General features: G+C 68.7%; 17 protein-coding genes. 16 read left to right on the top strand and 1 reads right to left on the bottom strand.

Annotated elements, in window-relative coordinates; translation table 11 throughout:
• Positions 1–228: 228 nt before the first annotated feature.
• Entirely contained in the window at positions 229–933 is a 705-nt protein-coding gene (locus CYFUS_RS46920; protein WP_095991160.1) for a GTP-binding protein, read from the top strand.
• Entirely contained in the window at positions 930–2,408 is a 1,479-nt protein-coding gene (locus tag CYFUS_RS46915; protein WP_095991159.1) for an ATP-binding protein, read from the top strand. Before CYFUS_RS46920 ends, CYFUS_RS46915 begins: the two co-directional genes overlap by 4 nt.
• 69 nt (positions 2,409–2,477) lie before the next feature.
• On the opposite strand, the gene CYFUS_RS46910 is transcribed toward CYFUS_RS46915, so the two are convergent.
• Entirely contained in the window at positions 2,478–2,672 is a 195-nt protein-coding gene (locus tag CYFUS_RS46910; protein ID WP_095991158.1) for a hypothetical protein, read from the bottom strand.
• 144 nt (positions 2,673–2,816) lie between these two features.
• On the opposite strand from CYFUS_RS46910, the gene thiL reads away from it, so the two are divergent.
• The 14 genes from thiL (at position 2,817) to CYFUS_RS46840 (ending at position 19,876) form a co-directional block, all read left to right on the top strand.
• Complete coding sequence (thiL, locus tag CYFUS_RS46905) at positions 2,817–3,806, top strand: thiamine-phosphate kinase (protein ID WP_095991157.1); 990 nt, start codon at positions 2,817–2,819, stop codon at positions 3,804–3,806.
• 42 nt (positions 3,807–3,848) lie between these two features.
• Entirely contained in the window at positions 3,849–5,210 is a 1,362-nt protein-coding gene (locus CYFUS_RS46900) for a methyl-accepting chemotaxis protein (RefSeq protein ID WP_095991156.1), read from the top strand.
• Between the two features lie 114 nt (positions 5,211–5,324).
• Entirely contained in the window at positions 5,325–5,750 is a 426-nt protein-coding gene (locus tag CYFUS_RS46895) for a chemotaxis protein CheW (protein ID WP_071896373.1), read from the top strand.
• A gap of 72 nt (positions 5,751–5,822) precedes the next feature.
• Positions 5,823–6,191, top strand: coding sequence for a response regulator (locus tag CYFUS_RS46890; protein WP_002632150.1), 369 nt, complete (start codon positions 5,823–5,825; stop codon positions 6,189–6,191).
• Positions 6,192–6,229: 38 nt separating this feature from the next.
• On the top strand, positions 6,230–8,407 hold the full coding sequence (locus CYFUS_RS46885) for a chemotaxis protein CheA (RefSeq protein WP_095991155.1): 2,178 nt from the start codon (positions 6,230–6,232) through the stop codon (positions 8,405–8,407).
• Positions 8,404–9,000: a chemotaxis protein CheC gene (locus CYFUS_RS46880; RefSeq protein ID WP_095991154.1), complete on the top strand. Its 597-nt coding sequence runs from the start codon at positions 8,404–8,406 to the stop codon at positions 8,998–9,000. The genes CYFUS_RS46885 and CYFUS_RS46880 overlap by 4 nt, the downstream gene beginning before the upstream one ends.
• A 104-nt stretch (positions 9,001–9,104) precedes the next feature.
• Positions 9,105–9,521, top strand: a complete 417-nt coding sequence (locus tag CYFUS_RS46875) for a hypothetical protein (protein WP_095991153.1) — start codon at positions 9,105–9,107, stop codon at positions 9,519–9,521.
• Between the two features lie 243 nt (positions 9,522–9,764).
• Positions 9,765–11,291 carry an alpha-amylase family glycosyl hydrolase gene (locus CYFUS_RS46870; protein WP_232537213.1) on the top strand — a complete coding sequence of 509 codons (1,527 nt, stop codon included), beginning with the start codon at positions 9,765–9,767 and terminating at the stop codon, positions 11,289–11,291.
• 66 nt (positions 11,292–11,357) lie between these two features.
• Entirely contained in the window at positions 11,358–12,452 is a 1,095-nt protein-coding gene (locus CYFUS_RS46865; RefSeq protein WP_095991151.1) for an ABC transporter ATP-binding protein, read from the top strand.
• Between the two features lie 47 nt (positions 12,453–12,499).
• Complete coding sequence (locus tag CYFUS_RS46860; RefSeq protein ID WP_095991150.1) at positions 12,500–13,732, top strand: extracellular solute-binding protein; 1,233 nt, start codon at positions 12,500–12,502, stop codon at positions 13,730–13,732.
• Positions 13,733–13,742: 10 nt separating this feature from the next.
• Positions 13,743–15,797 (top strand): carbohydrate ABC transporter permease, encoded by a 2,055-nt coding sequence (locus CYFUS_RS46855; protein WP_232537212.1) that lies wholly within the window; start codon positions 13,743–13,745, stop codon positions 15,795–15,797.
• The gene (locus tag CYFUS_RS46850) at positions 15,797–16,675 is read left to right on the top strand and encodes a sugar ABC transporter permease (RefSeq protein WP_095991148.1); all 879 of its coding nucleotides are present in this window, start codon (positions 15,797–15,799) and stop codon (positions 16,673–16,675) included. Before CYFUS_RS46855 ends, CYFUS_RS46850 begins: the two co-directional genes overlap by 1 nt.
• A 63-nt stretch (positions 16,676–16,738) precedes the next feature.
• Positions 16,739–17,572: a glucodextranase DOMON-like domain-containing protein gene (locus CYFUS_RS46845; RefSeq protein ID WP_095991147.1), complete on the top strand. Its 834-nt coding sequence runs from the start codon at positions 16,739–16,741 to the stop codon at positions 17,570–17,572.
• A gap of 78 nt (positions 17,573–17,650) precedes the next feature.
• Complete coding sequence (locus CYFUS_RS46840; RefSeq protein WP_157759060.1) at positions 17,651–19,876, top strand: hypothetical protein; 2,226 nt, start codon at positions 17,651–17,653, stop codon at positions 19,874–19,876.
• The last annotated feature ends 47 nt before the right edge of the window (positions 19,877–19,923 follow it).

Here is a 19,923-nt window from a genome sequence, read left to right as displayed (position 1 = left end):
GGGTTCAGCGCACATTTCCACTCATGGGTGGGGGGACCGGACTACCCCAAACTGCGCACGTGGCCCGGGCATTCCAAGGCCGCTCGCCGCCACTTCGTTCCGGGGCTGCCCCATGCGACAAACCGGAGACGGCTTTCAATGATGAACACCTTTCACTATAAAAAACCGTCCTCCCCGAGCGGGTTGGTCGATCCTTTCCCTTCTTGCCCGGCACCCTGAGCTCCGCACGTGCAACTCAACCACGCCCAGCGCGAACTCACCCTGAAGATCGTCTACTACGGCCCTGGGCTGAGTGGGAAGACGACGAACCTGCGCTGCATCCACGCGCGGGCCCGGCCGGAGGCGCGCGGCCGGTTGCTCAGCGTGGAGACACACGAGGACCGCACGCTCTTCTTCGATCTGCTGCCGGTCTTCTTCACCAGCCAGTCGGGCTTCAAGGTGAAGCTCAAGCTCTTCACCGTGCCCGGCCAGGTCGTCCACGACGCCACGCGTCGCGTGGTGCTGCAGAACGCGGACGCGGTGGCCTTCATCGCCGACAGCCGCCGCAGCGCGGGCGCGGAGAACAACGCCTCCTGGCGTCGGCTCCGGGCGAACATGCGGGAGAACGGCCTGGACACCTCGCAGGTGCCGGTGGTCATCCAGTTCAACAAGAGGGATCTGCCGGACGCCCAGACGGACGAGGAGCTGGAGGCCGCGCGTCAGCGGGGCACCGAGCCCATCGTGGGCGCGGTGGCGCTGCGCGGGGAAGGGGTGATGGAGACCTTGCACGCGCTCTTGCAGTCGGCCTGGCGCAACCTGGACGAGCGCATGCGGCTGGCGCGCAACATTGGTCTGGAGGAGCGGGAATTCCTCGGCCACATCTTCCAGCAGATGGACCTCAAGGGGACGCCCCTGGAAGCGCTCTACCCCCCGGCGGGGGGCAAGCAGCGATGAGCGCCGAGAAACCGGGGCCCGCGGGCAACGGATCCGAGCCCACCGGACTGGCCCTCCAGCGCAAGCTGTCGTTGGTGGACCTGTTGGATCCGCTCACCTTCGGGGACGTGGTGGAGAGCCTGGGCGCGCTGTACCAGGTGGGCGTGCGCGTGCTGGACGAGCGCAACCGGACGCTCGCGGACACCCAGGGCGCGCAGGGGGAATTCTGCGGCTTCATCGGCGCCAACCCCGCGGTGCGCGTGCGCTGCTCCGCCCAGGTGACGCGGGTGAAGGAGGGTCCGCTGGCGGGCTTGCTCTCCTCCCAGGTGCTGGGCACGGAGGGCGCGGGCGAGCTGCTGCTGCACACCTGCCTCACCGGCCTGTGCTACGTGGTGGTCCCCGTGGTGTGGGAGGGAGACGTGCTCGGGCGCGTCGTGTTCGGGCCCTACGTGTCCGAGGAGGGCGGCACGCCGGGCTGCCCCGAGGGGCCGGACGCGGAGCGGGTGCGCGAGGCGCGGGCGAGGGCGCGGCACCTGTCCCAGGAGGAGCTGGCGCGCATGGTGAAGCACCTGGCCCAGGTGCTGGCGGCGCTCCTGGCGGCCGGACAGAAGTCCTATCTCACCGGGCAGCTCCACCTGGAGGCCATGGTGGAGACGCAGCGCGAGCTGGAGCACCAGAACTCGCAACTGCTGCGGCTCAACCAGCGCCTCAAGGAGTCGGACCGCAGCAAGTCGAGCTTCCTGAGCACGGTGAGCCACGAGCTGCGCACGCCCCTCGCGTCCATCATCGGCTACTCGGAGATGCTCGCCGAGGGTCTGGTGGGTGGGCTCAATCCGGAGCAGATGCAGTTCGTGCGCACCATCATGGAGAAGGGCAACACGCTGCTCAAGCTCATCTCCTCCATCCTGGACATGAGCCAGATCGAGGCGGGCAAGGTGCGGCTGGCCTTCGAGTGGGTGGACGTGCGGGAGATGGTGGAGAGCGCCATCACCAGCGTGACGCCCCAGGCCCAGCGCAAGGGCCTGACGCTCGAGGCGAACCTGCCGGTGGGGCCGCAGCCGCGGGTGGTGGCCGATCGCGAGAAGCTGCGGCAGGTGGTGGTGAACCTGCTGGCCAACGCGGTGAAGTTCACGCCCTCCATGGGTCGCATCGACGTGCGGCTGTCGGAGGTGGGCACGCGCTCGGAGCTGGCCACGGCCGGCTACCACATCGAGGTGGAGGACACCGGGGTGGGCATCCCGGAGAACCAGCGCGACCGCATCTTCCAGAGCTTCTACCAGGTGGACGACAGCCCCACGCGCGAGTACGGCGGCGCGGGCCTGGGGCTGGCCATCGTGAAGAGCTACGTGGAAGGCCACGGCGGCCAGGTGTCGGTGCGCAGCGAGGTGGGCAAGGGCTCGTGCTTCCGGGTGGTCCTCCCGAAGGAGCCGCCCCTGTCGGGCCAGGGCCCGGCCTATATCCCGCCCCCCGTGGACACCGAGCCCGAGCGCTTCTAGTCCCGCCCGACGCACCGAAGCTCCACCCGGGATGGCCGGATGGAGCTTCGCGCGGGTGCGGCGGGGTGCCTACTTCTTGTCGGGGTTGGGCAGGTACGGAGGAGGAACGGGCTCCTTGCCCGCGGCCTGCTTCAGGGTGTCCCCCGCGTCCTGATTCAGTTCCTGGCCCTTCTTGTGGTTCAGGTCGTGCTTCGTCTGCTCGAGGTCGCGCTTGAGGGCTTCCTTCACCTTGCTCGTACGGCCCGGCTTCTTGTCGTAGTCCATGACCTGTCTCCCTGGGTTCGTCCCTCGTGGTGCGCCTCAACATGGGCGTGTCCGCCCCGTCCGGCAGTCCCATGCCCCGGGGCGGTCCGGACAGCGGGCGGGTGGGCGGGCGCTTCACGGGCCGGGTGCGCTACCCTGCGACGCGTGAGCCAGAAGCGCACGGGCGAATTCGCCCTCATCGATCTCTTCCTGTCCCAGTTCCCCCGGGCCCGGGTGCCCGTGGGGCCCGGGGATGATTGCGCGGTGCTCGCTCCGTCCCGGGGCGCGCAGTGCATCACCACGGACGCGGTGGTGGAGGACGTGCACTTCACGCGCGCCTGGTTCTCTCCCGAGGACATCGGCCACAAGGCGCTCGCGGTGAACCTGTCGGACCTGGCCGCCATGGGCGCCCTGCCGCGCTGGTTCGTCTGCGCGCTCGCGCTGCCCCGCGACTTCCCCCGCCGCGCACTGCTCGGGCTCGCGCGGGGCATGAGCGCGCTCGCGCGCGAGCACGGCATCGCGCTGGTGGGCGGCAACTTCTCCTCCGCGCGCGAGCTGTCCGTCACCCTCACCGCCGCCGGGGAGCTGGCTCCGGGCAGCCCGCCCCTCACCCGCGCGGGCGGCCGACCCGGGGACGTGCTGTACGTCTCGGGCACGCTCGGTGAGGCCCGGCTGGGCCTGGCCCAACTCCAGGCCGGCCGGCGACGCTCCCCGGCCATCCTCCGCCAGAAACGTCCCGTTCCCCGCATCGCGCTCGGCCGGCTCGCCTCGCGCTTCGCCTCCGCCGCCTTGGATCTCTCCGATGGCCTCGCGCAGGACCTGGGCCACCTGTGCCGGGCCTCGGGCACGGGCGCCGAGCTGGACATGGAACGGCTCCCGGTGTCGCGCGCCGTGCGGGCCTCCCTGGGGCTCGAGGGGGCCCTGGCGGGTGGGGAGGATTACGAGCTGCTGCTCGCCGTCCCACCCGGGCGCACCTCCGCCTTCGAGCGAGCGTGCCTCCGGGCGGAAGAATCCATTACCCGTATAGGCCGGCTCACCCCGGGTCCGGCCGGACACACGCGTGTCACGGGGGGGCGAGCGCTGCGCCTGCCCGCCGGCTTCGATCACTTCCAACAGGATGGGGGGCGGATTGACCGTTCCGAACGGGAGGGCTAAACCCTGGAGTCCGCCGTTGCCGCCTTCCTGAAAAGCGAAACCGTGCGCCGCCCTCTTCGCGACGATCCACCTCCCGGCTTCACTCCCCGCCGCGACACCGTGCAGCGGCTGTTGCGCACGGTCGAGCAATCCAGCACGGGAGGCCATGAAATCTCCCTCCAGCTGAAGATCTTCGTGGGCTACCTGATGATGGGGTGCGTGCTCACCGGCACGCTCTTCATCACCGAGCCGCTGCTCACCTTCTGGTGGCGGATTGCCCTGGCCCTGGGCATCACGCTCGCCCTGTCCCTGACGCTGCCGCGCTACCTGCCGCGGGTGACTCGCCTGCGGGTGCTCTCTCGCTCCGCCTTCGAGATCTCCCAGGGCGACCTGTCCAAGCCCCTGGTGGTCGAGCCTCCGCGCGCCTGGCGCCGCGATGAGATCGACGAGCTGGCGCTGGCCATCCGCAAGATGCAGGAGAACCTGCGCGAGCTGGTGGGGAAGATCCAGGACACCGCCAAGAGCGTGGCGGACACCGCCAAGGACCTGCAGGGCTCGGCCGAGAACGTCAACGGCACGAACGAAGAGGTGGGCTTGTCCATGGACAAGATCGCCCGGGGCGCCGAGACGCAGTCCCAACTGGTGGGCCGCACGTCCAAGGTCATCACCGAGATGGCGGGCAGCATCCAACGCACCGCGGCGAGCGCCGAGGACGCGGCCCGCACCGCCGCCGAGACGAGCAGCGCGGCGGAGAACGGCAGCAAGGCCGCCCTGCTCGCCGGCGAGAAGGTGAAGAAGGTCTTCAACCGCATCGAGGCGGCGAGTCAGCAGGTGTTCGCCTTCGGCGAGAAGACGCAGGAGATCTCCAAGATCGTCGACGCCATCACCCAGGTGGCCCAGCAGACCAATCTGCTCGCGCTCAACGCCACCATCGAGGCGGCGCGCGCGGGCGAGTACGGCCGCGGCTTCGCGGTGGTGGCCGACGAGGTGCGCAAGCTCGCCGAGAGCGCGGGTCGCTCGGCCGAACAGATTTCCCGCCTGGCGCGCGACATCTCCGGCCAGTCCACCGCCGTGGTGAGCGCCATGAAGGTGGGCATCGAGGAGCTGGCCGAGGGCCGCGAGGACCTGACCGGCATCGTGCGCTCCATGGGCTCCATCACCGACACGGTGCGCAAGGTGGCCGAGAAGGTCCACCTCATCTCCGACAGCGCCCGCGAGCAGCAGAAGGGCAGCGAGGAGATGGTGAAGGCCACCGAGGAGATTTCCCTCGTGGCGCGCAACAACGCCACCTCCACCGAGGCCATCCAGTCCGTCATCCAGGAGCAGACCGACGCCATGGTGCGCATGACGTCGCTGGCCAGCGAGCTGACCAACCTCTCCATCGAGCTGCAGAGCGTGGTGCGCAGCTTCCGGCTCAATGTGTGAGGGTGGCCGGGTCCGCTACCAGGCGCGCCGCCGGGCCCCCGTCCGAGCCCTCCTTCAGGGTCTTCGTGGGCATGGATTTTCCCCGCTCCCCGGATTGCTGGTAGAAGAGCACTCGTGCGGCACGTCATCTTCCGGGTGGAGAAGGAGCGCTACGGGCTGCCGCTGATCGCGGTGAAGGAAGTGGTGGTTCCTCCGGAGCGCTTCACCCGGGTGCCGCGAGCCCCCAAGGCGGTGACGGGGGTGATGAACCTGAGGGGTCGGGTGGTGACGGTGGTGGAGCTGCGGCAGTTGTTGGGGCTGCCCGAGGGGCCTTCTCCCAACGGGCGGGTGGTGTTGTTGGAGCGGGGTCGGCGTGATCTCGGGTTGTTGGTGACGGACGTGGAGGGCATCGAGGCCGTGGAGCGGGTGAGCGCGGCTCCAGGCAGGACGGTCCCGGCGGTGCGTGGCGTCGCTCGGTTGCGGGGCCTGGCGGTGACGGTGTTGGATCCAGAAGGGCTGGATTCCGCGGTGGTTGGACTCTTCACCGCGGCGCAGAAGTGAGTAGCTGTCTGAAATGGGCGGGTGGTAGTGTCCGCGGCCCTCTCGGGGCCTTACGCGGAGGCGGAGCTTCACATGGCTAAGCGGGTGCTGGTCGTCGACGATGCCATCTTCATGCGCAACATGATCAAGGACATCTTCGCGTCCGGTGGCTTCGAGGTCGTCGGAGAGGCGGCCAACGGGCTGGAGGCCGTGGAGAAGTACAAGGAACTCAAGCCGGACCTCACGACGATGGACATCGTCATGCCCTTCAAGAGCGGCATCGAGGCCACGCGCGAAATCATCAAGTTCGATGGCAACGCGGTGGTCATCATGTGCTCGGCCCTGGGGCAGGAGAGTCTGGTGATGGAGGCCATCGAGGCGGGTGCCTCGGACTTCATCGTCAAACCGTTCCGCGCCGAGGACGTCCTGGCGGTCGTCAAGAAAGTCCTGGGGGAGGGCTGAGTCCCCTCCCATGAATCGATGAATCACCGAGGCTGGACATGACCATGGACATGTCCCGCTACCTCGGCCTGTTCCTGACCGAGGCGAGCGAGCATCTGGAAGGCTTGGGCCGGGACCTCGTGCAGCTCGAGCGCGAGGGCGCGCGGGCCGTGGTGGACTCGATGTTCCGCCACGCGCACTCGGTCAAGGGCATGGCCTCGTCGATGGGCTTCGAGTCCATCGCGGTGCTCGCCCACCGCGTGGAGGACCTGGTGGACGCCATCCGCCAGGACCCGAGCCGCCTGGAGCGCACCCTGGTGGACCTGCTCTTGTCCGCCACCGACGCGATGCTCGCCCAGGTGCGTTGCGTGGCCGACAACCGCACGCCCGAGGATGCCTCGCCGCTGCTCGGGCAACTCGCCGAACGCGTGAGCCTGCTCACCGGTCAGGCGCCCTCCGCCACGAAGGTGCTCAGCCGGCTGACCGACTCCATCGCCGCGGCGACCGTGTCGGTGCCTTCCCCCGCTCCGCCGGCTCCTCCCCCCGCGCCCGTCGAGCCCGCGCCCGTCGCCGCCGCGCCGCCTGCTCCCGCCATCGAGCCCCTGCCCGCCGATTTCCTGGCCGAGGTTTCCTCTGGCCCGGAGAGCGCGAGCACCGCGGCGGCCCAGCTCGCCACCGCGGTGGTGAAGGCCGTCAAGGCGCAGGAGCTGGCGCGGCAGGACACCGAGCCCAAGAAGGTGCCGCGCTGGACGATGCAGCTGCGCATCTCCCCCACCTGCCAGACCCCGGGCGTGCGCGCCTTCCTGATGCACAAGCGCCTGCTGGGGCTGGGCACGTTGCACGACCTGCGCCCCGGGCTGGATGACCTCAAGGCCGGCCGCATCCCCGAGGGCAGCATCCAGCTCGAGCTGGAGTCGGCCGAGTCCGAGGACGGCATCCGCAAGGCCCTGCGCAACGTGGCCGACGTGGAGCTCGTCTCCATGACGCCGGTGGTTGCCGCCCCCGCGGCCAGCCCCGCGAGCGCGCTGCAGGCCTCGGCGGAGGCCTCCCGGGGCGCCACCGCGACGGGGGCGGATGGCGTGCGCACGGTGCGGGTGCGCACGGAGCTGTTGGATCACTTCCTGGACACCGCGGGCGAGCTGCTCCTGGCCACCGCGCGCCTGCGCGAGCTGGGCAAGATGTTGCCGGAGGGCTCGCGCCCGCCCATCGAGGAGGGCGTGTACCGGCTGCATACCCTGGTGAAGGACCTGCACGACAAGGTGATGAGCGCGCGCATGACGCCGCTGTCGACCATCACGGATCGGCTGCCCCGCGCGGCGCGCGACATCGCCCGGCGCAGGGAGCGCGAGGTGGAGCTGATCATCACCGGCGCGGAGATCGAGCTGGACCGGGCCATCCTCGACGACCTGGCGGATCCCCTGCTGCACCTGTTGCGCAACTGCATCGACCATGGCCTGGAGTCGCCCGAGGAGCGCGTGGCCGCGGGCAAGCCGCCCCGGGGCCGGGTGGTGGTGTCGGTGCGGCGCGTGCGCGACCGCGTGGTGCTGGAGATGGAGGACGATGGTCGCGGCATGAACGTGGCGAAGCTCAAGGAGGCGGCGGTGGCCCGGGGCGCCGTGTCGGCCGAGGCCGCCGCGCGCATGACGGACCGGGAAGCGCTCCTGCTCTCGTGCCTGCCCGGCGTGTCCACCGCGAAGGACATCTCGGAGATCTCCGGCCGCGGCGTGGGCATGGACGCGGTGAAGCGCGTGGCGGAGAACGTGGGCGGGACGCTGGAAATCGAGAGCGAGCTGGGCCGCGGCTCGCGCTTCACCCTGCGGCTGCCCCTGACGGTGGCCGTGGTGCAGCTCCTGCTCGTGTCGGTGGGGGAGGAAGTCTTCGGCCTGCCCATCGCCAAGGTGGTGGGCGCGCTGGAGGCCGACTCGGAGAAGCTCGAGCGCAGCCGGCAGATTCCGCTGCTGCCCCACAACCAGGGCCTGCTGCCGGTGTACGCCCTGGGAGAGCTGGTGGGAGTCGAGGCGTCGCCCCGCAGGGGCGGTGTGCGGCCCTATGTGGTGATGGAAGGCGAATCCGGCCGCGTCGCGCTCGCGGTCGACAAACTGATGGGGCAGGAAGAAGCGGTGCTCAAGCCGCTCTCCCGGCCCCTGGACTTGCTCCCAGGGCTTTCAGGGGTCACCATCCTGGGCACGGGCCGGCCGGTCTTCATCCTGGACGTCCCAAGGTTGCTATCCGCGTGAGCCCTCTTCCGAGCGACATTCAGCTGGACGCCCTCCGAGAGGTGGCGAACATCGGCTGCGGCCATGCCATCAACGCGCTCGCGCGGCTGGTGGGTGGTCGCACCGTGAACCTGTCCATTCCCCGCGCCCTCGTGGCCGAGACCCCGGAGCTCACGGAGCTGCTGGGCGGGGCCGATTCGTCCGTGGTGGCGGCGAAGCTGGGCATGGACGGGGAGTTGAGCGGGGTGCTGCTGCTGGTGATGCCCACCCAGGACAGCGTGGCCCTGGAGTCGCTGCTGCTGCGGCGGGAGGATGCGCCCCAGGAGGAGCGCGAGAGCGCCCTGTCCGAGGCCGCCAACATCGTGGCGAGCGCGTGCCTGTCGGCCATCGGCATGCTCACCGGCTGGCGGCTGCTGCCCACGGTGCCGGTGCTCCTGCGGGGCACGGCGGGCCCGGTGCTGACCGGCGTGATGCAGGCCACCGGGAGCGATGGCCGGGTCGTGGTGCTCGAGACGCGCTTCTCGTCCGTGGGCGTGCCCGCCGTCTCCGGCCAGATGTTGCTGCTGTTGGATCAGGAAAGCTCTCGGGCGCTGCTCACCCGCCTGGGCGTGTAGCCGAGCGGCCGTCCGGGCTCGCGGCCGGTTGCGACCTCCTTCCTCCAGTCCCAGCTTTCCAGGGTGCATGGGGCGGCCTCTCGGCGCTCCAGGGGGAGGCGTTCATGAGGAAGCTCATCGGCGGCGCGCTCGGGGGCGCGATGATGCTCGTGGGGTGCCAGACCGGAGGCGCGGTGGCCACGCGCGACAGCCCGGTCGTCCTGGAGCAGACCGCTCACAACCCCAGCTCGCTCGAGCGCGGACTCCAGCTCCGGGGCACCGTGGCGCAGGACTACGCGGACATGCTCGTGATGGAAGACGAGTGGGGGGAGACGCGCTACCTGCGCCTCGGCAGCCAGACGCGCTACTACCAGGCCGGCAAGCAGGTGCGCCGCACGTACCTCGCTCCTGGCTCCACCGTCCGCGCCTCGTTCGACGACAACAACCGGGAGACGATCGCGCGCGAAATCCACGTCGTGGGCGACGTCCAGCTGGATGCGCCGGTGCAACTGCCCACCCGCTCCGGTGCGCCCCGTCCCTGACGTGACACGTCCCCTGACGTGACACGTTCCATGGCCCGCGCGCACCCGGTGAAAAAACCCGGGCAGGACCTGTCGGGTTCGGCGCTGAATCGTGAAACTCCAAGTGTCGAGGTTTCCATTCCGCAACGGGTGTGAAAAGGTGCGGCCGCAATGGTGGATTGGTCGTCTCGTCGCCCCCCGGCCAAACGCGCGGATCCTCGTCATCCGGTTGTAACCTCGCTGCTGTTCATCCCCCTGGCGTTCATGGGCTGCCTCCACGCGCCGCCCTCCGCCGAGAAGGTGACGTCCGAGGTTCACACGGACGCGGCGGCTTCCGTTCCCGTGGCGGCTCCCCCGCCTCCCGCTCCCGCCCAGGTGGCGGCTCCCGCGGTGGCGCCCCGCCCCTGGTCCGACGAGGTGCTCTACTTCGTCGTCGTGGATCGCTTCGCGGATGGCGATGCGACCAACAACCTCCAGGTGGACGCGAAGGCCCCGGGCACCTTCCACGGCGGAGACTTCAAGGGCCTGCGCGAGCAGCTCGACGAGCTGTCCTCGCTGGGCGTGACGGCGCTGTGGATCACCCCCGTGGTGAAGAACATCGACGGCTTCGTCACCGGCGCGGGCTTTCCGGACTGGGGCTATCACGGCTACTGGGCCGAGGACTTCCATCAGCTCGACCCGCGCTTCGGCTCCGAGCAGGAGCTGAAGGCCCTGGTGGACGCCGCCCACCAGCGCGGCATCCGCGTGCTGCTGGACGTGGTGTACAACCACCCGGGCTACAACTCGCGCTACCAGAAGGATCCCCAGACGAGCGGATGGCTGCGCTCGCAGGAGCAGGGGACGTGCGGCCAGGACGACGTGACGAGCTGCGTGTCCGGCCTGCCCGACTTCAAGACGGAAGAGCCCGAGGTGGCGAAGTACCTGCTCGACGCGCAGCTCGACTGGGGCAAGCGCTCGGGGGTGGATGGCTTCCGCCTGGACACGGTGAAGCACGTGGACCACCCCTTCTGGAAGGAGCACCGCCGCCGCACCCGCGAGGAGTTGGGCCCGGACTTCTTCCTGCTCGGAGAGGTGTGGGGCGGGGATCGCGAGTCGCTCGACCCGTGGTTCTCCGGGGACGAGCTGGATGCCGGCTTCGACTTCGGCTTCCAGGGCAGCGCGCTCGCGTGGGTGCAGGGGCGCGGGCGCACCGTGGCCTTCGACGCCTACCTCCGCTCGCGCCACAAGGTCCGCAAGGGCTACCTCCTGTCGCACTTCCTGTCCTCGCACGACGTGCCGGGCGCGCTCTTCCAGCTCGGGGGAGACAAGGCGCGCTTCCGGCTCGCGGCGGTGTTGCAGCTCACCACCACGGGCATGCCCGTCATCTACTACGGCGAGGAAGTGGGCCGCCTGGGGGGAGACTGGCCCGCCAACCGCGGTGACATGCCGTGGGGCGAGCGCCGCGTGGGTCCCGGGGCCGGGCTGCCGCGCGACGAGTCCCTGCGCCAGTTCTACCAGCGGCTCGTCGCGCTCCGGCGGGCCCATCCCGCGCTCTCGCGGGGCTCGCACAAGGGGTTGACGACCGAGGGGGATGTTTACACTTTCGTGCGCCACGACCCCGAGTCCGGTGACGCGGTGGTTGTCGCGGTGAATCGCGGTGGTAAGAAGGCATCCGTCTCGGTCCCCTGGCCCGAGGCATGGGGTGGCGCGGCCGCGCGAGACCTGCTCGACGGAAGCGGACTGGAGCCCGGTCCGACTCTGGAGATCACCGTCGAGGCGCTGTCTGCCCGCATCCTGGGTCGAGCCCTGTGAAGTTCGTGCGGTGTTCCAGCAGGCAGAGGGGCCCCTCCGAGCGGGCCCTCGGAGGGAGAGCCTGAAATGTCCGGTGTGGTTTTCAAGAATGTGGCCAAGCGTTACGGCGACGTGTCCGTCATCGAGGGCTTGAACCTCGACATCCAGGACCATGAGTTCATGGTGCTCGTGGGTCCGTCGGGCTGTGGCAAGTCCACCGCGTTGCGGATGATCGCCGGTCTGGAGGAGATCACCGGGGGCAGCCTGTCCATCGGCGATCGCGTGGTGAACCAGCTGCCGCCCAAGGACCGGGACGTGGCGATGGTCTTCCAGAACTACGCGCTCTATCCGCACATGTCCATCCGGGAGAACCTCGAGTTCGGCCTGAAGATCCGCAAGACGCCCAAGCCGGAGATGGACAAGCTGGTGAACGAGGCGGCGGAGATCCTCGGCATCACCCACCTGCTGGACAGAAAGCCCAAGCAGCTCTCGGGCGGTCAGCGCCAGCGCGTGGCGCTCGGCCGCGCCATCGTGCGCAAGCCGGCGGTGTTCCTCTTCGACGAGCCCCTGTCCAACCTCGACGCCAAGCTGCGCGTGCAGATGCGCTCGGAGATCAAGAAGCTCCAGCAGCGTCTGGGCGTCACCTCGGTCTACGTGACGCACGACCAGATCGAGGCCATGACGATGGGCCACCGCATCGCGGTGATGAAGGAAGGCAAGCTGCAGCAGCTCGGCACGCCGCTCGAGGTGTACGAGCGCCCGGCCAACGTCTTCGTGGCCCAGTTCATCGGCTCGCCCCCCATGAGCTTCACCTCGGCCACGCTGTCGGCCAATGGCGAGGTGCTCGAGGGCGATGGCTTCAAGCTGCCGGTGCCCCAGAGCCTGCGCGCGGTGACGGCGGGCAAGGGTGGACGCAAGCTCAAGGTCGGCATCCGCCCCGACAACATCCTGTCGCCCGAGGCCACCGCCCGCGGCGAGACGGCGCCCATCGAGGTGAGCGTGGACCTCGTCGAGCCGCTCGGCAACGAGGTCATCGTCCACTCGCGCCTGGCCGACAACTCCCTCGTCTTCCGCCTGCCGCCCCACCACACGCCCGCCACGGGCTCCAAGCTCAAGGTGCTGGTGGAGCTGGACTCGCTGCACCTGTTCGATGCCGAGACCGAGCAACGGCTGTCCGCCTGAGCCCGTGCCTCCTGCTGCCCCTTCCTCATTCCTAGGACTCCCCCGACATGAAGAACCTGCGATGGATGTTCGCGGCCGCGAGCGCCTGTGTGCTCGCCCTCCTGCCCTCGGCCTCTTCCGCCGCCGAGACGAAGGAACTCGTCCTCTGGCACGGCTACCGCGCCGAGGAGAAGGCCGCGCTGGAGAAGCTGGTGGGCCAGTTCAACGCCGCCCACGCCGCCGAGGGCATCAAGGTGAACACGCTGGCGGTGCCGTATGACGCCTACGCGGACAAGATCTCCGCCACGGTGCCGCGCGGCAAGGGCCCGGACGTCTTCATCTTCGCCCAGGACCGGCTCGGCGGATGGATCGAGGCGGGCAACACCGTGGAGCCCATCGACTTCTACCTGGACGATGAGCTCAAGAAGCGCTTCATCCCCTCCACGCTCCAGGCGATGGTCTACCGCGGCACCACCTACGGCCTGCCGCTCAACTACAAGTCCATCACGCTCATCTACAACAAGAAGCTGGTGCCCACGCCGCCCAAGACGAGCGGCGAGCTGGTGGCGATGGCCAAGAAGATCACCGACCAGAAGGCGGGCCGCTTCGGTCTGGCCTACGCCTACGGTGACTTCTACTACCACGCGGCGCTGATGAACGGCTTTGGCGGGGGCGTGTTCGGCGCGGATGGCGCGCCCACGATGAACTCGCCGGCGAACATCAAGGCGGCCGAGCAGCTGCTCAAGTGGAAGAACAAGGACGGCATCCTCCCGGCCGAGCCCACCACCGCGCTCATCACCTCGCTCTTCAACGAGGGCAAGGCGGGCATGGTGTTCTCCGGCCCGTGGTTCCTCGGGGAGATCGCCAAGGGCGTGGACTACGGCCTCGCGCCGCTGCCCACGCTGGACGAGGCGGGCGGCAAGCCCATGCGTCCGTGGACGACGGTGGAGGGCGTCTATGTCGCCGCGCCGTCGAAGAACAAGGACGCGGCGTTCGAGCTGGCCAAATTCCTCACCAGCACCGAGGGCGCCAAGGTGCTCGCGCTCGAGGGCCGTCAGAGCCCCGCCAACCAGGCGGTGTACTCCGACCCGAAGGTGGCCGGGGACGCGCAGCTCAAGGCGTTCCGCGCCCAGGTCGACACGGCGGTGCCCATGCCCAACGTGCCGGAGATGTCGATGGTCTGGGGCCATGCCACCTCGGCGATGAGCTCCATCCTCAAGGCGACCGCGACCCCCAAGGCCGCCCTCGATGCCGCCCAGAAGGGTGTCGCCAAGGACGTGGCCAGCCTGCGCAAGAAGTGAGAGGTCGAGCGTGAGAAACGTGGTCCCCCAGCCTCCCAGCAGCGAACCTGGGAATCCCGCCGCCCTGCTCACCGACAGCGGCGGCCTCAATGGTGTCCCCGGTTCGGGCGAACCCTCCGGAGGCGCGGGCACGCTCCGCCGTGGACGGGTGCTCGTGGGCCTGTTCCTCTCGCTCGGCGTGGCGCTGTTCATCGCCCAGGGCCTGTTGGCCAAGGCGTTGGACAGCGTCTCCACCGAGCGCGCGGATCGTCAGTCCTTCGTGTCCCTGCGCGCCCTGGAGGATCTCGTCCAGCGCGCCGGGGGCTCGGGCGACGCGGTGCGCGCCGTGGTGGACACGTGGAAGACGCAACTGCCCGCCGGCAGCGCGGTGCGGGTGGTGGCCTTCTCGGGCATCCGGCTGGAGGCGTCCACCTTCCCCGAGGACGTGGGGGAGCGCGTGGCGCCGCGCCGGCTGAGCCGCGAGGAGAAGCCCCTCTATGACCGCGGTCAGCGGCTGCGCGCCGCGGTGGAGACCAACCGCGAGGAGGGCAGTGCGCGCAAGCTGGAGGTAGAGGCCGAGGCGCTGCCCGGAGGCGGACGCCTGCTGAGCGCCCCGGTGGAAGTGGAGGGCTCGGTGGTGGGCATGGTGGAGTTGGCCACGGCGCCGCTCGCGGCCCCGCTCGAGCCCTCGCTGCCGACGTTGTTGTTGTGCTGGCTGTTGCCGCTGGCGCTGTGCGCCGCGGCGTCCTTCGTGGCGCGGCGCCAGGGCGTGCTCGTCGCCGTGTCGGTGGTGGCGCTCGTGGCGGGCCTGGGAGCCTATGGCTCCTATTCGCTGGGCACGCTGGGCGCCGAGGTGCGGGGCACGCAGACGCTCGTGGCCGAGCAGGTGCGCGCGATGTCCGAGCGGGCCCAGGCGGTGATGGCGGAGCGGCAGCTCGCCACCGAGCCCGCGCTCCGGCCCGGGGACTGGGACGCGGATGCGTACCGCCGTCCGTTGGGACTGGTGAGCCCCGAGGGGCAGGTGAATGAGGCGGTGGTGTCCGCGCGCATGGAGGAACTGCGCTCGGGCGTGGGCCGCGCGATGACGGGCCTGGGCGCGGTGGCGCTCGTTGTGCTGCTCTTCATCGGCCTGGGGGGCGTGCACCGCACGGTGGCCACCGTGGTGGAGAACCGCACCGCCTACCTCTACATCGCCCCGGCGATGGTGGGCATGCTGGTGCTCGTCTTCTTCCCGTTCTTCTACGGCATCGCCCTGTCGTTCACCGACTCCACGCTCTACAACGCGGGCCAGCCGTTCGTGAACCTGTGGGTCGGCCTGCGCAACTACGTGGAGATCCTCGGCGACTTCAACATCGTCAAGCGCGCGCAGGACGGCTCGCTCGTCTTCAACTACCTCAACTTCTACTACACGCTCTTCTTCACGGTGGTGTGGACCATCACCAACGTGGTGCTCGGCGTGACGCTGGGTCTGGTGCTGGCGCTGATCCTCAACGTGGACAAGCTGGCTTTCCGGCCCGTCTACCGCGTGCTGCTCATCCTGCCCTGGGCCATGCCCAACTACATCACCGCGCTCATCTGGAAGGGCATGTTCCACCAGCAGTTCGGCGTGGTGAACCACATCATCCGCATGTTCGGCGGCCAGGGCCTGTCCTGGTACGACACGCCCTTCACTTCGTTCCTCACGGTGCTCGCCACCAACGGCTGGTTGAGCTTCCCCTTCATGATGGTGGTGTCGCTCGGCGCGCTCCAGTCCATCCCCATGGAGCTGTACGAGGCGGCGCGCGTGGATGGCGCCAGTCGCTGGCAGCAGTTCACCGCCATCACCCTGCCGGCGCTCAAGCCCGCGCTCGTGCCCGCCGTCATTCTCTCGGTGGTGTGGACCTTCAACCAGTTCAACGTCATCTTCCTGGTGACCGAGGGTGAGCCGAGCCACTCGACGGAGATCCTCATCACCCAGGCGTACAAGTACGCCTTCCAGCTCTACCGCCACGGCTACGCGGCGGCCTACTCCACCATCATCTTCGGCATCCTGTTGCTCTACAGCATGGTGCAGAACCGGGTCTCGCGCGCCACGGAGGCCGCCTGATGTTCTCGCGTCGCGACGGAATCCCGCACTGGCCGCTGCACGTGCTGCTGGTGCTCTTCACCCTCTTCGCGCTCTATCCCATCCTCTGGGTCATCACGATCGCGTTCTCCGGGCGGCAGAGCCTCGCCATCACCACGCTGCCCGAATCGCCCACCGCGCTCGAGCGCGTGCGTGCCATCATCCCGTGGCCCGAGACGTGGTCGGCCTCCAACTTCACCTCGGTGATGACCGAGCAGCCCTTCGGCCACTGGCTGTTCAACAGCGCCGTCATCGCGCTGGGCACCACCGTGGTGGGCGTGTTCCTCGCGTGCACCGCGGCCTACGCCTTCAGCCGCTTCAAGTTCGTGGGGCAGCGCACCGGCATGATGGCCTTCCTCGTGTCCCAGATGTTCCCGGGCACGCTCATGCTGATTCCCCTCTACATCATCCTGGTGCAGTGGCTGGGGCTGGGCAGCTCGCGCCTGGGCCTGATGATCGTCTACGCCACCACGTCCATTCCCTTCAGCGTGTGGATGCTCAAGGGCTACTTCGACACCATCCCCAAGGATCTGGAAGAGGCGGCGCTCATGGAGGGCGCCTCGGTGGGGAAGATCTTCTGGACCATCATCCTGCCGCTGGCCAAGCCCGCGGTGGCGGTGACGGCGCTCTTCTCGTTCATGACGGCGTGGAACGAGTTCATCCTCGCGGCCACCTTCATGGACCAGGAGGCCATGTACACGGCGCCCGTGGGCCTGCGCTTCTTCGTGGGCGGCTACTCGCAGCAGTGGGGCTACTTCGCCGCGGGCTCCATCATCGTGTCCATCCCCGTCGTCTTCCTGTTCCTCTTCCTGCAGAAGTACCTCGTGTCCGGGCTCACCGCTGGCAGCGTCAAGGGCTAGCCCGTTCGCTTCACCCGCCTCCGCCTTACCCCGCGTTTCCCTTACCCCAAGGAGAAGTGCCTGATGAAGACGTCCCGACTCGCGTGCTTCACGCTCACCGCGGCGCTGCTGGGCGCGCCCGCCCTGGCCGCCGACAAGGTGTCCTTCAAGGACCCCACCGGAGATGACAACGGCCCGGGCACCTACAAGTACCCGACCGACCCCGTCTACAAGCGCGGCTCGTTCGACCTGACCGACTTCTCCCTGGCGAAGAAGGGCGACAAGCTCGACGTCTCCCTGGGCTTCAACACCACCCTGGAGGACCCCTGGAAGACGGGCAGTGGCTTCTCCGTGCAGATGGCCTTCATCTTCATCGACACGGACGGCAAGGAGGGCAGCGGCTCCACCGAGTCCCTCCCCGGGCTCAACGTGAAGTTCGCCCCCGAGTTCGCCTGGGACAAGGTCATCGTCATCTCGCCGCAGGGCGCCTCGCGCGTGAAGGCCGAGGTCGGCTCCAAGGCCGGCGCCGTGAAGGACAACGTCCTCGTCCCGGATCGCGTCAAGGGCTCGGGCCGGAAGATCACCGCCACCGTCAACGCGCCGGGCCTCCAGGGCGAGCCCTCGCAGTGGCGCTACCAGGTGCTCATCCAGTCCAACGAGGGCTTCCCCGCGGGCAATGATCTGATGACCCGCAAGGTGAACGAGTACGAGGGCCAGCACCGCTTCGGCGGTGGCAACGACGGCGAGTGCGATCCGCACGTCGTGGACATGCTCGCGGGCGCGGGCAAGGGCGATGCCTCCGAGGTGAAGGCCCAGCACGAGGCGCTCGCCTTCGAGTGCGGCGAGGAGGGCGTGGTGAAGAAGCAGGCCACGCTCACCATGGTGGGCGGTGAGGCGGCTCCGGCGGAGAAGAAGTAGTCCGACGAGAGGTGAGGGTTGTTCCGGTGCGGGCGGCCTGGCCTCCCGCGCCGGGTGTTTCAACGGAGGGGAATCCACATGAACAAGAATTCCACGCGGAAGGGCGTTGCCGCCCTGGCCGCTGTCGCTACCCTATTGCCCGCACTGCCCTCGTTCGCCCAGGAGGGCCCACGCCTGCAGATCGGTGGAACCACCTATACGAAGTGGCTCTACGGTAATCAGCGCAACCAGGGCGCGCTCTACAACTTCACCACCATTCCGGGTGAAGGTTACGGAGATAACGGCATCGGCACGGAGCTGGAGCTGCTGCTCAGCGCCCGTATCTCCAGCCAGGTCGAGGTGCGCGGCCGCATCCACAGCCGCTTCAACCAGAACTTCTGGACGAACTTCGGTGGCTTCGGCGCGCAGGGCGACAACTGCATCGGAGGCAACTGCGGCGAGTTCGATGCGCGCTCCAGCCAGTACATCAAGCTGCGCGGCATGGCCGTCACGCTGACGCCGGGCTACCTCATCGACTCGGCCACCATCGGCGCCAACGACTTCGGCCAGTTCGACCCGTTCGTCGTCGGACGCATCCGCTACATCGACCGGGACAACGCCTCGGGCATCCTCGTGCAGAGCTCGGCGTTCGAGCGCCGGCTGTCGTGGGACGCGGCAGCCATCGCCCTGCCGCGCCTGTGGGCCGGCCCCAACTTCAAGACGGGTGAGTACCACGCGCGGGACGCGTCCTACGTGTTCCAGACGCGCTACACGCTCAATGACAACTTCGACTTCGGGGGCCTCTTCCAGTACGCCGACGACCGGGAGATCAGCCTCACCGACACGAACCTGGACAACGGACGGGATCTCTACCCGCGCTTCCGCAACGGCGTGGGCGCCCTGAAGGCCGGCTTCCACCTGGGCAGCACCCTGGACGTGCGCGGCGCCTTCTACCGCTCCTACGCCCACGCCGAGGACACCAACTACTTCGGCACCAGCGGCGACAAGAACAACAGCTGGGTGCCCAAGAGCTTCGGCCTCAACGGCTACTCGCCCGTGCCCGCGGGCCGGCATGAGGACAACACCTGGAAGGTGGACCTCACGCTCAACGATCCGCTCGACATCGGCCTGTCGCTCAACGTGCAGGGCTTCAGCATCGGCGCCGACTACGTGTCCATCATGGCCGCCCGGCGTGAGTCGGACGTGCTGCTCACCGAGGGCACCGATGGCACCTTCGCCTTCCCCGGCCCCAACAACCGCTCCTACGGCGTCTACGGGGGCAATCCCGCGGTCATCGGCTACGGCGGGTGGACCAACGAGAGCCAGCAGGTGGCCACGATCAACGTGGACAACGAGTTCACCGACTTCGACGAGCCCATGGCCCAGACGGTCATCGGCTGGAAGGGCGTGACGTTCAACCCGGTGTACAGCAACGGCGCGCTCGATATCGCCGGCGAGTACTCGTACATCACCTACAACACCAACTGGCAGGCCTGGGGCGACGACAACCGGGGCATCAAGGACACGCTCTACCCCGGCGCCGAGCTGGACTCGGGCGTGCTGCACAACTTCCGCTCCGCCTACCAGCCCTTCCAGGACAAGCAGACCCACATCGCGGTGCTCAAGGCCCGCTACGTGGTGGACATCGGCCGGGGCGTCGATGTGTTCGGCAAGGTCAAGTACATCCACGAGAGCGACAAGCGCCTGAACAACAAGAAGTACCTGCCCTACCAGGATGGGGACTGCCCGGCGGATGCCTCCACCAACTGCCAGAACAACGTCCGCTACTACGACTCCAACGGGCAGTTCTCCACGGCCGAGCTCTACACCAATCCGAACCGGCTGCCCGATGGCTCGGGCTACACCTTCAAGCCCTTCGACGACATCTCGGATGACGACCGCCTGCTCCACTACTCGAGCTTCAACCTGGGCGCGGGCTACCAGCTCACCGACGACCTGTACGCGTCCCTGAGCTACACCAAGTTCCTGGCGGACCTGAAGGACGGCAACACGGCCTTCCAGTCGTACGGGATGCACCAGATGGTGTCGGGCAAGCACGACAAGAACCTGGTGGCGCTCAAGGCCAGGTACATCCTGGCGGGCGTGGAGTTCGGTCTCGAGGGTCAGTACATCTTCGGCACCTTCGAGCCGGACTACGGCGGAGGCTTCGTGCCCACGCTGGCCGACGAGACCATCGCCAAGGAGAAGAACGTTCCGGTGGGCTCGCGCGGCTTCGTCACCCGCGACACCTACGGCTGGAACAGCCTGGAGAACCGTTACTTCGTCCAGACGCGGCTCAAGGCCTTCATGAAGGCGCAGTTCTAGTCCTCCCCGTCTGGTCGTCCCCGAGGGCCCGGTGCGCGGCGACGCCC

Origin of the sequence: Cystobacter fuscus (assembly GCF_002305875.1) — a bacterium.
Taxonomy (GTDB): Bacteria; Myxococcota; Myxococcia; order Myxococcales; family Myxococcaceae; genus Cystobacter; species Cystobacter fuscus_A.
Note: the sequence above shows the minus strand (reverse complement) of the source record. Positions and strands in the feature narration are given on the sequence as shown.

Bases quoted from the DNA above. Each gene is read 5' to 3' on its own strand.
- CYFUS_RS46915 (WP_095991159.1), top strand. From the start codon at position 930: ATGAGCGCCGAGAAACCGGGGCCCGCGGGCAACGGATCCGAGCCCACC.
- CYFUS_RS46910 (WP_095991158.1), bottom strand. From the start codon at position 2,672: ATGGACTACGACAAGAAGCCGGGCCGTACGAGCAAGGTGAAGGAAGCC.
- CYFUS_RS46890 (WP_002632150.1), top strand. From the start codon at position 5,823: ATGGCTAAGCGGGTGCTGGTCGTCGACGATGCCATCTTCATGCGCAAC.
- CYFUS_RS46885 (WP_095991155.1), top strand. From the start codon at position 6,230: ATGACCATGGACATGTCCCGCTACCTCGGCCTGTTCCTGACCGAGGCG.
- CYFUS_RS46875 (WP_095991153.1), top strand. From the start codon at position 9,105: ATGAGGAAGCTCATCGGCGGCGCGCTCGGGGGCGCGATGATGCTCGTG.
- CYFUS_RS46870 (WP_232537213.1), top strand. From the start codon at position 9,765: ATGGGCTGCCTCCACGCGCCGCCCTCCGCCGAGAAGGTGACGTCCGAG.
- CYFUS_RS46865 (WP_095991151.1), top strand. From the start codon at position 11,358: ATGTCCGGTGTGGTTTTCAAGAATGTGGCCAAGCGTTACGGCGACGTG.
- CYFUS_RS46860 (WP_095991150.1), top strand. From the start codon at position 12,500: ATGAAGAACCTGCGATGGATGTTCGCGGCCGCGAGCGCCTGTGTGCTC.
- CYFUS_RS46850 (WP_095991148.1), top strand. From the start codon at position 15,797: ATGTTCTCGCGTCGCGACGGAATCCCGCACTGGCCGCTGCACGTGCTG.
- CYFUS_RS46845 (WP_095991147.1), top strand. From the start codon at position 16,739: ATGAAGACGTCCCGACTCGCGTGCTTCACGCTCACCGCGGCGCTGCTG.
- CYFUS_RS46840 (WP_157759060.1), top strand. From the start codon at position 17,651: ATGAACAAGAATTCCACGCGGAAGGGCGTTGCCGCCCTGGCCGCTGTC.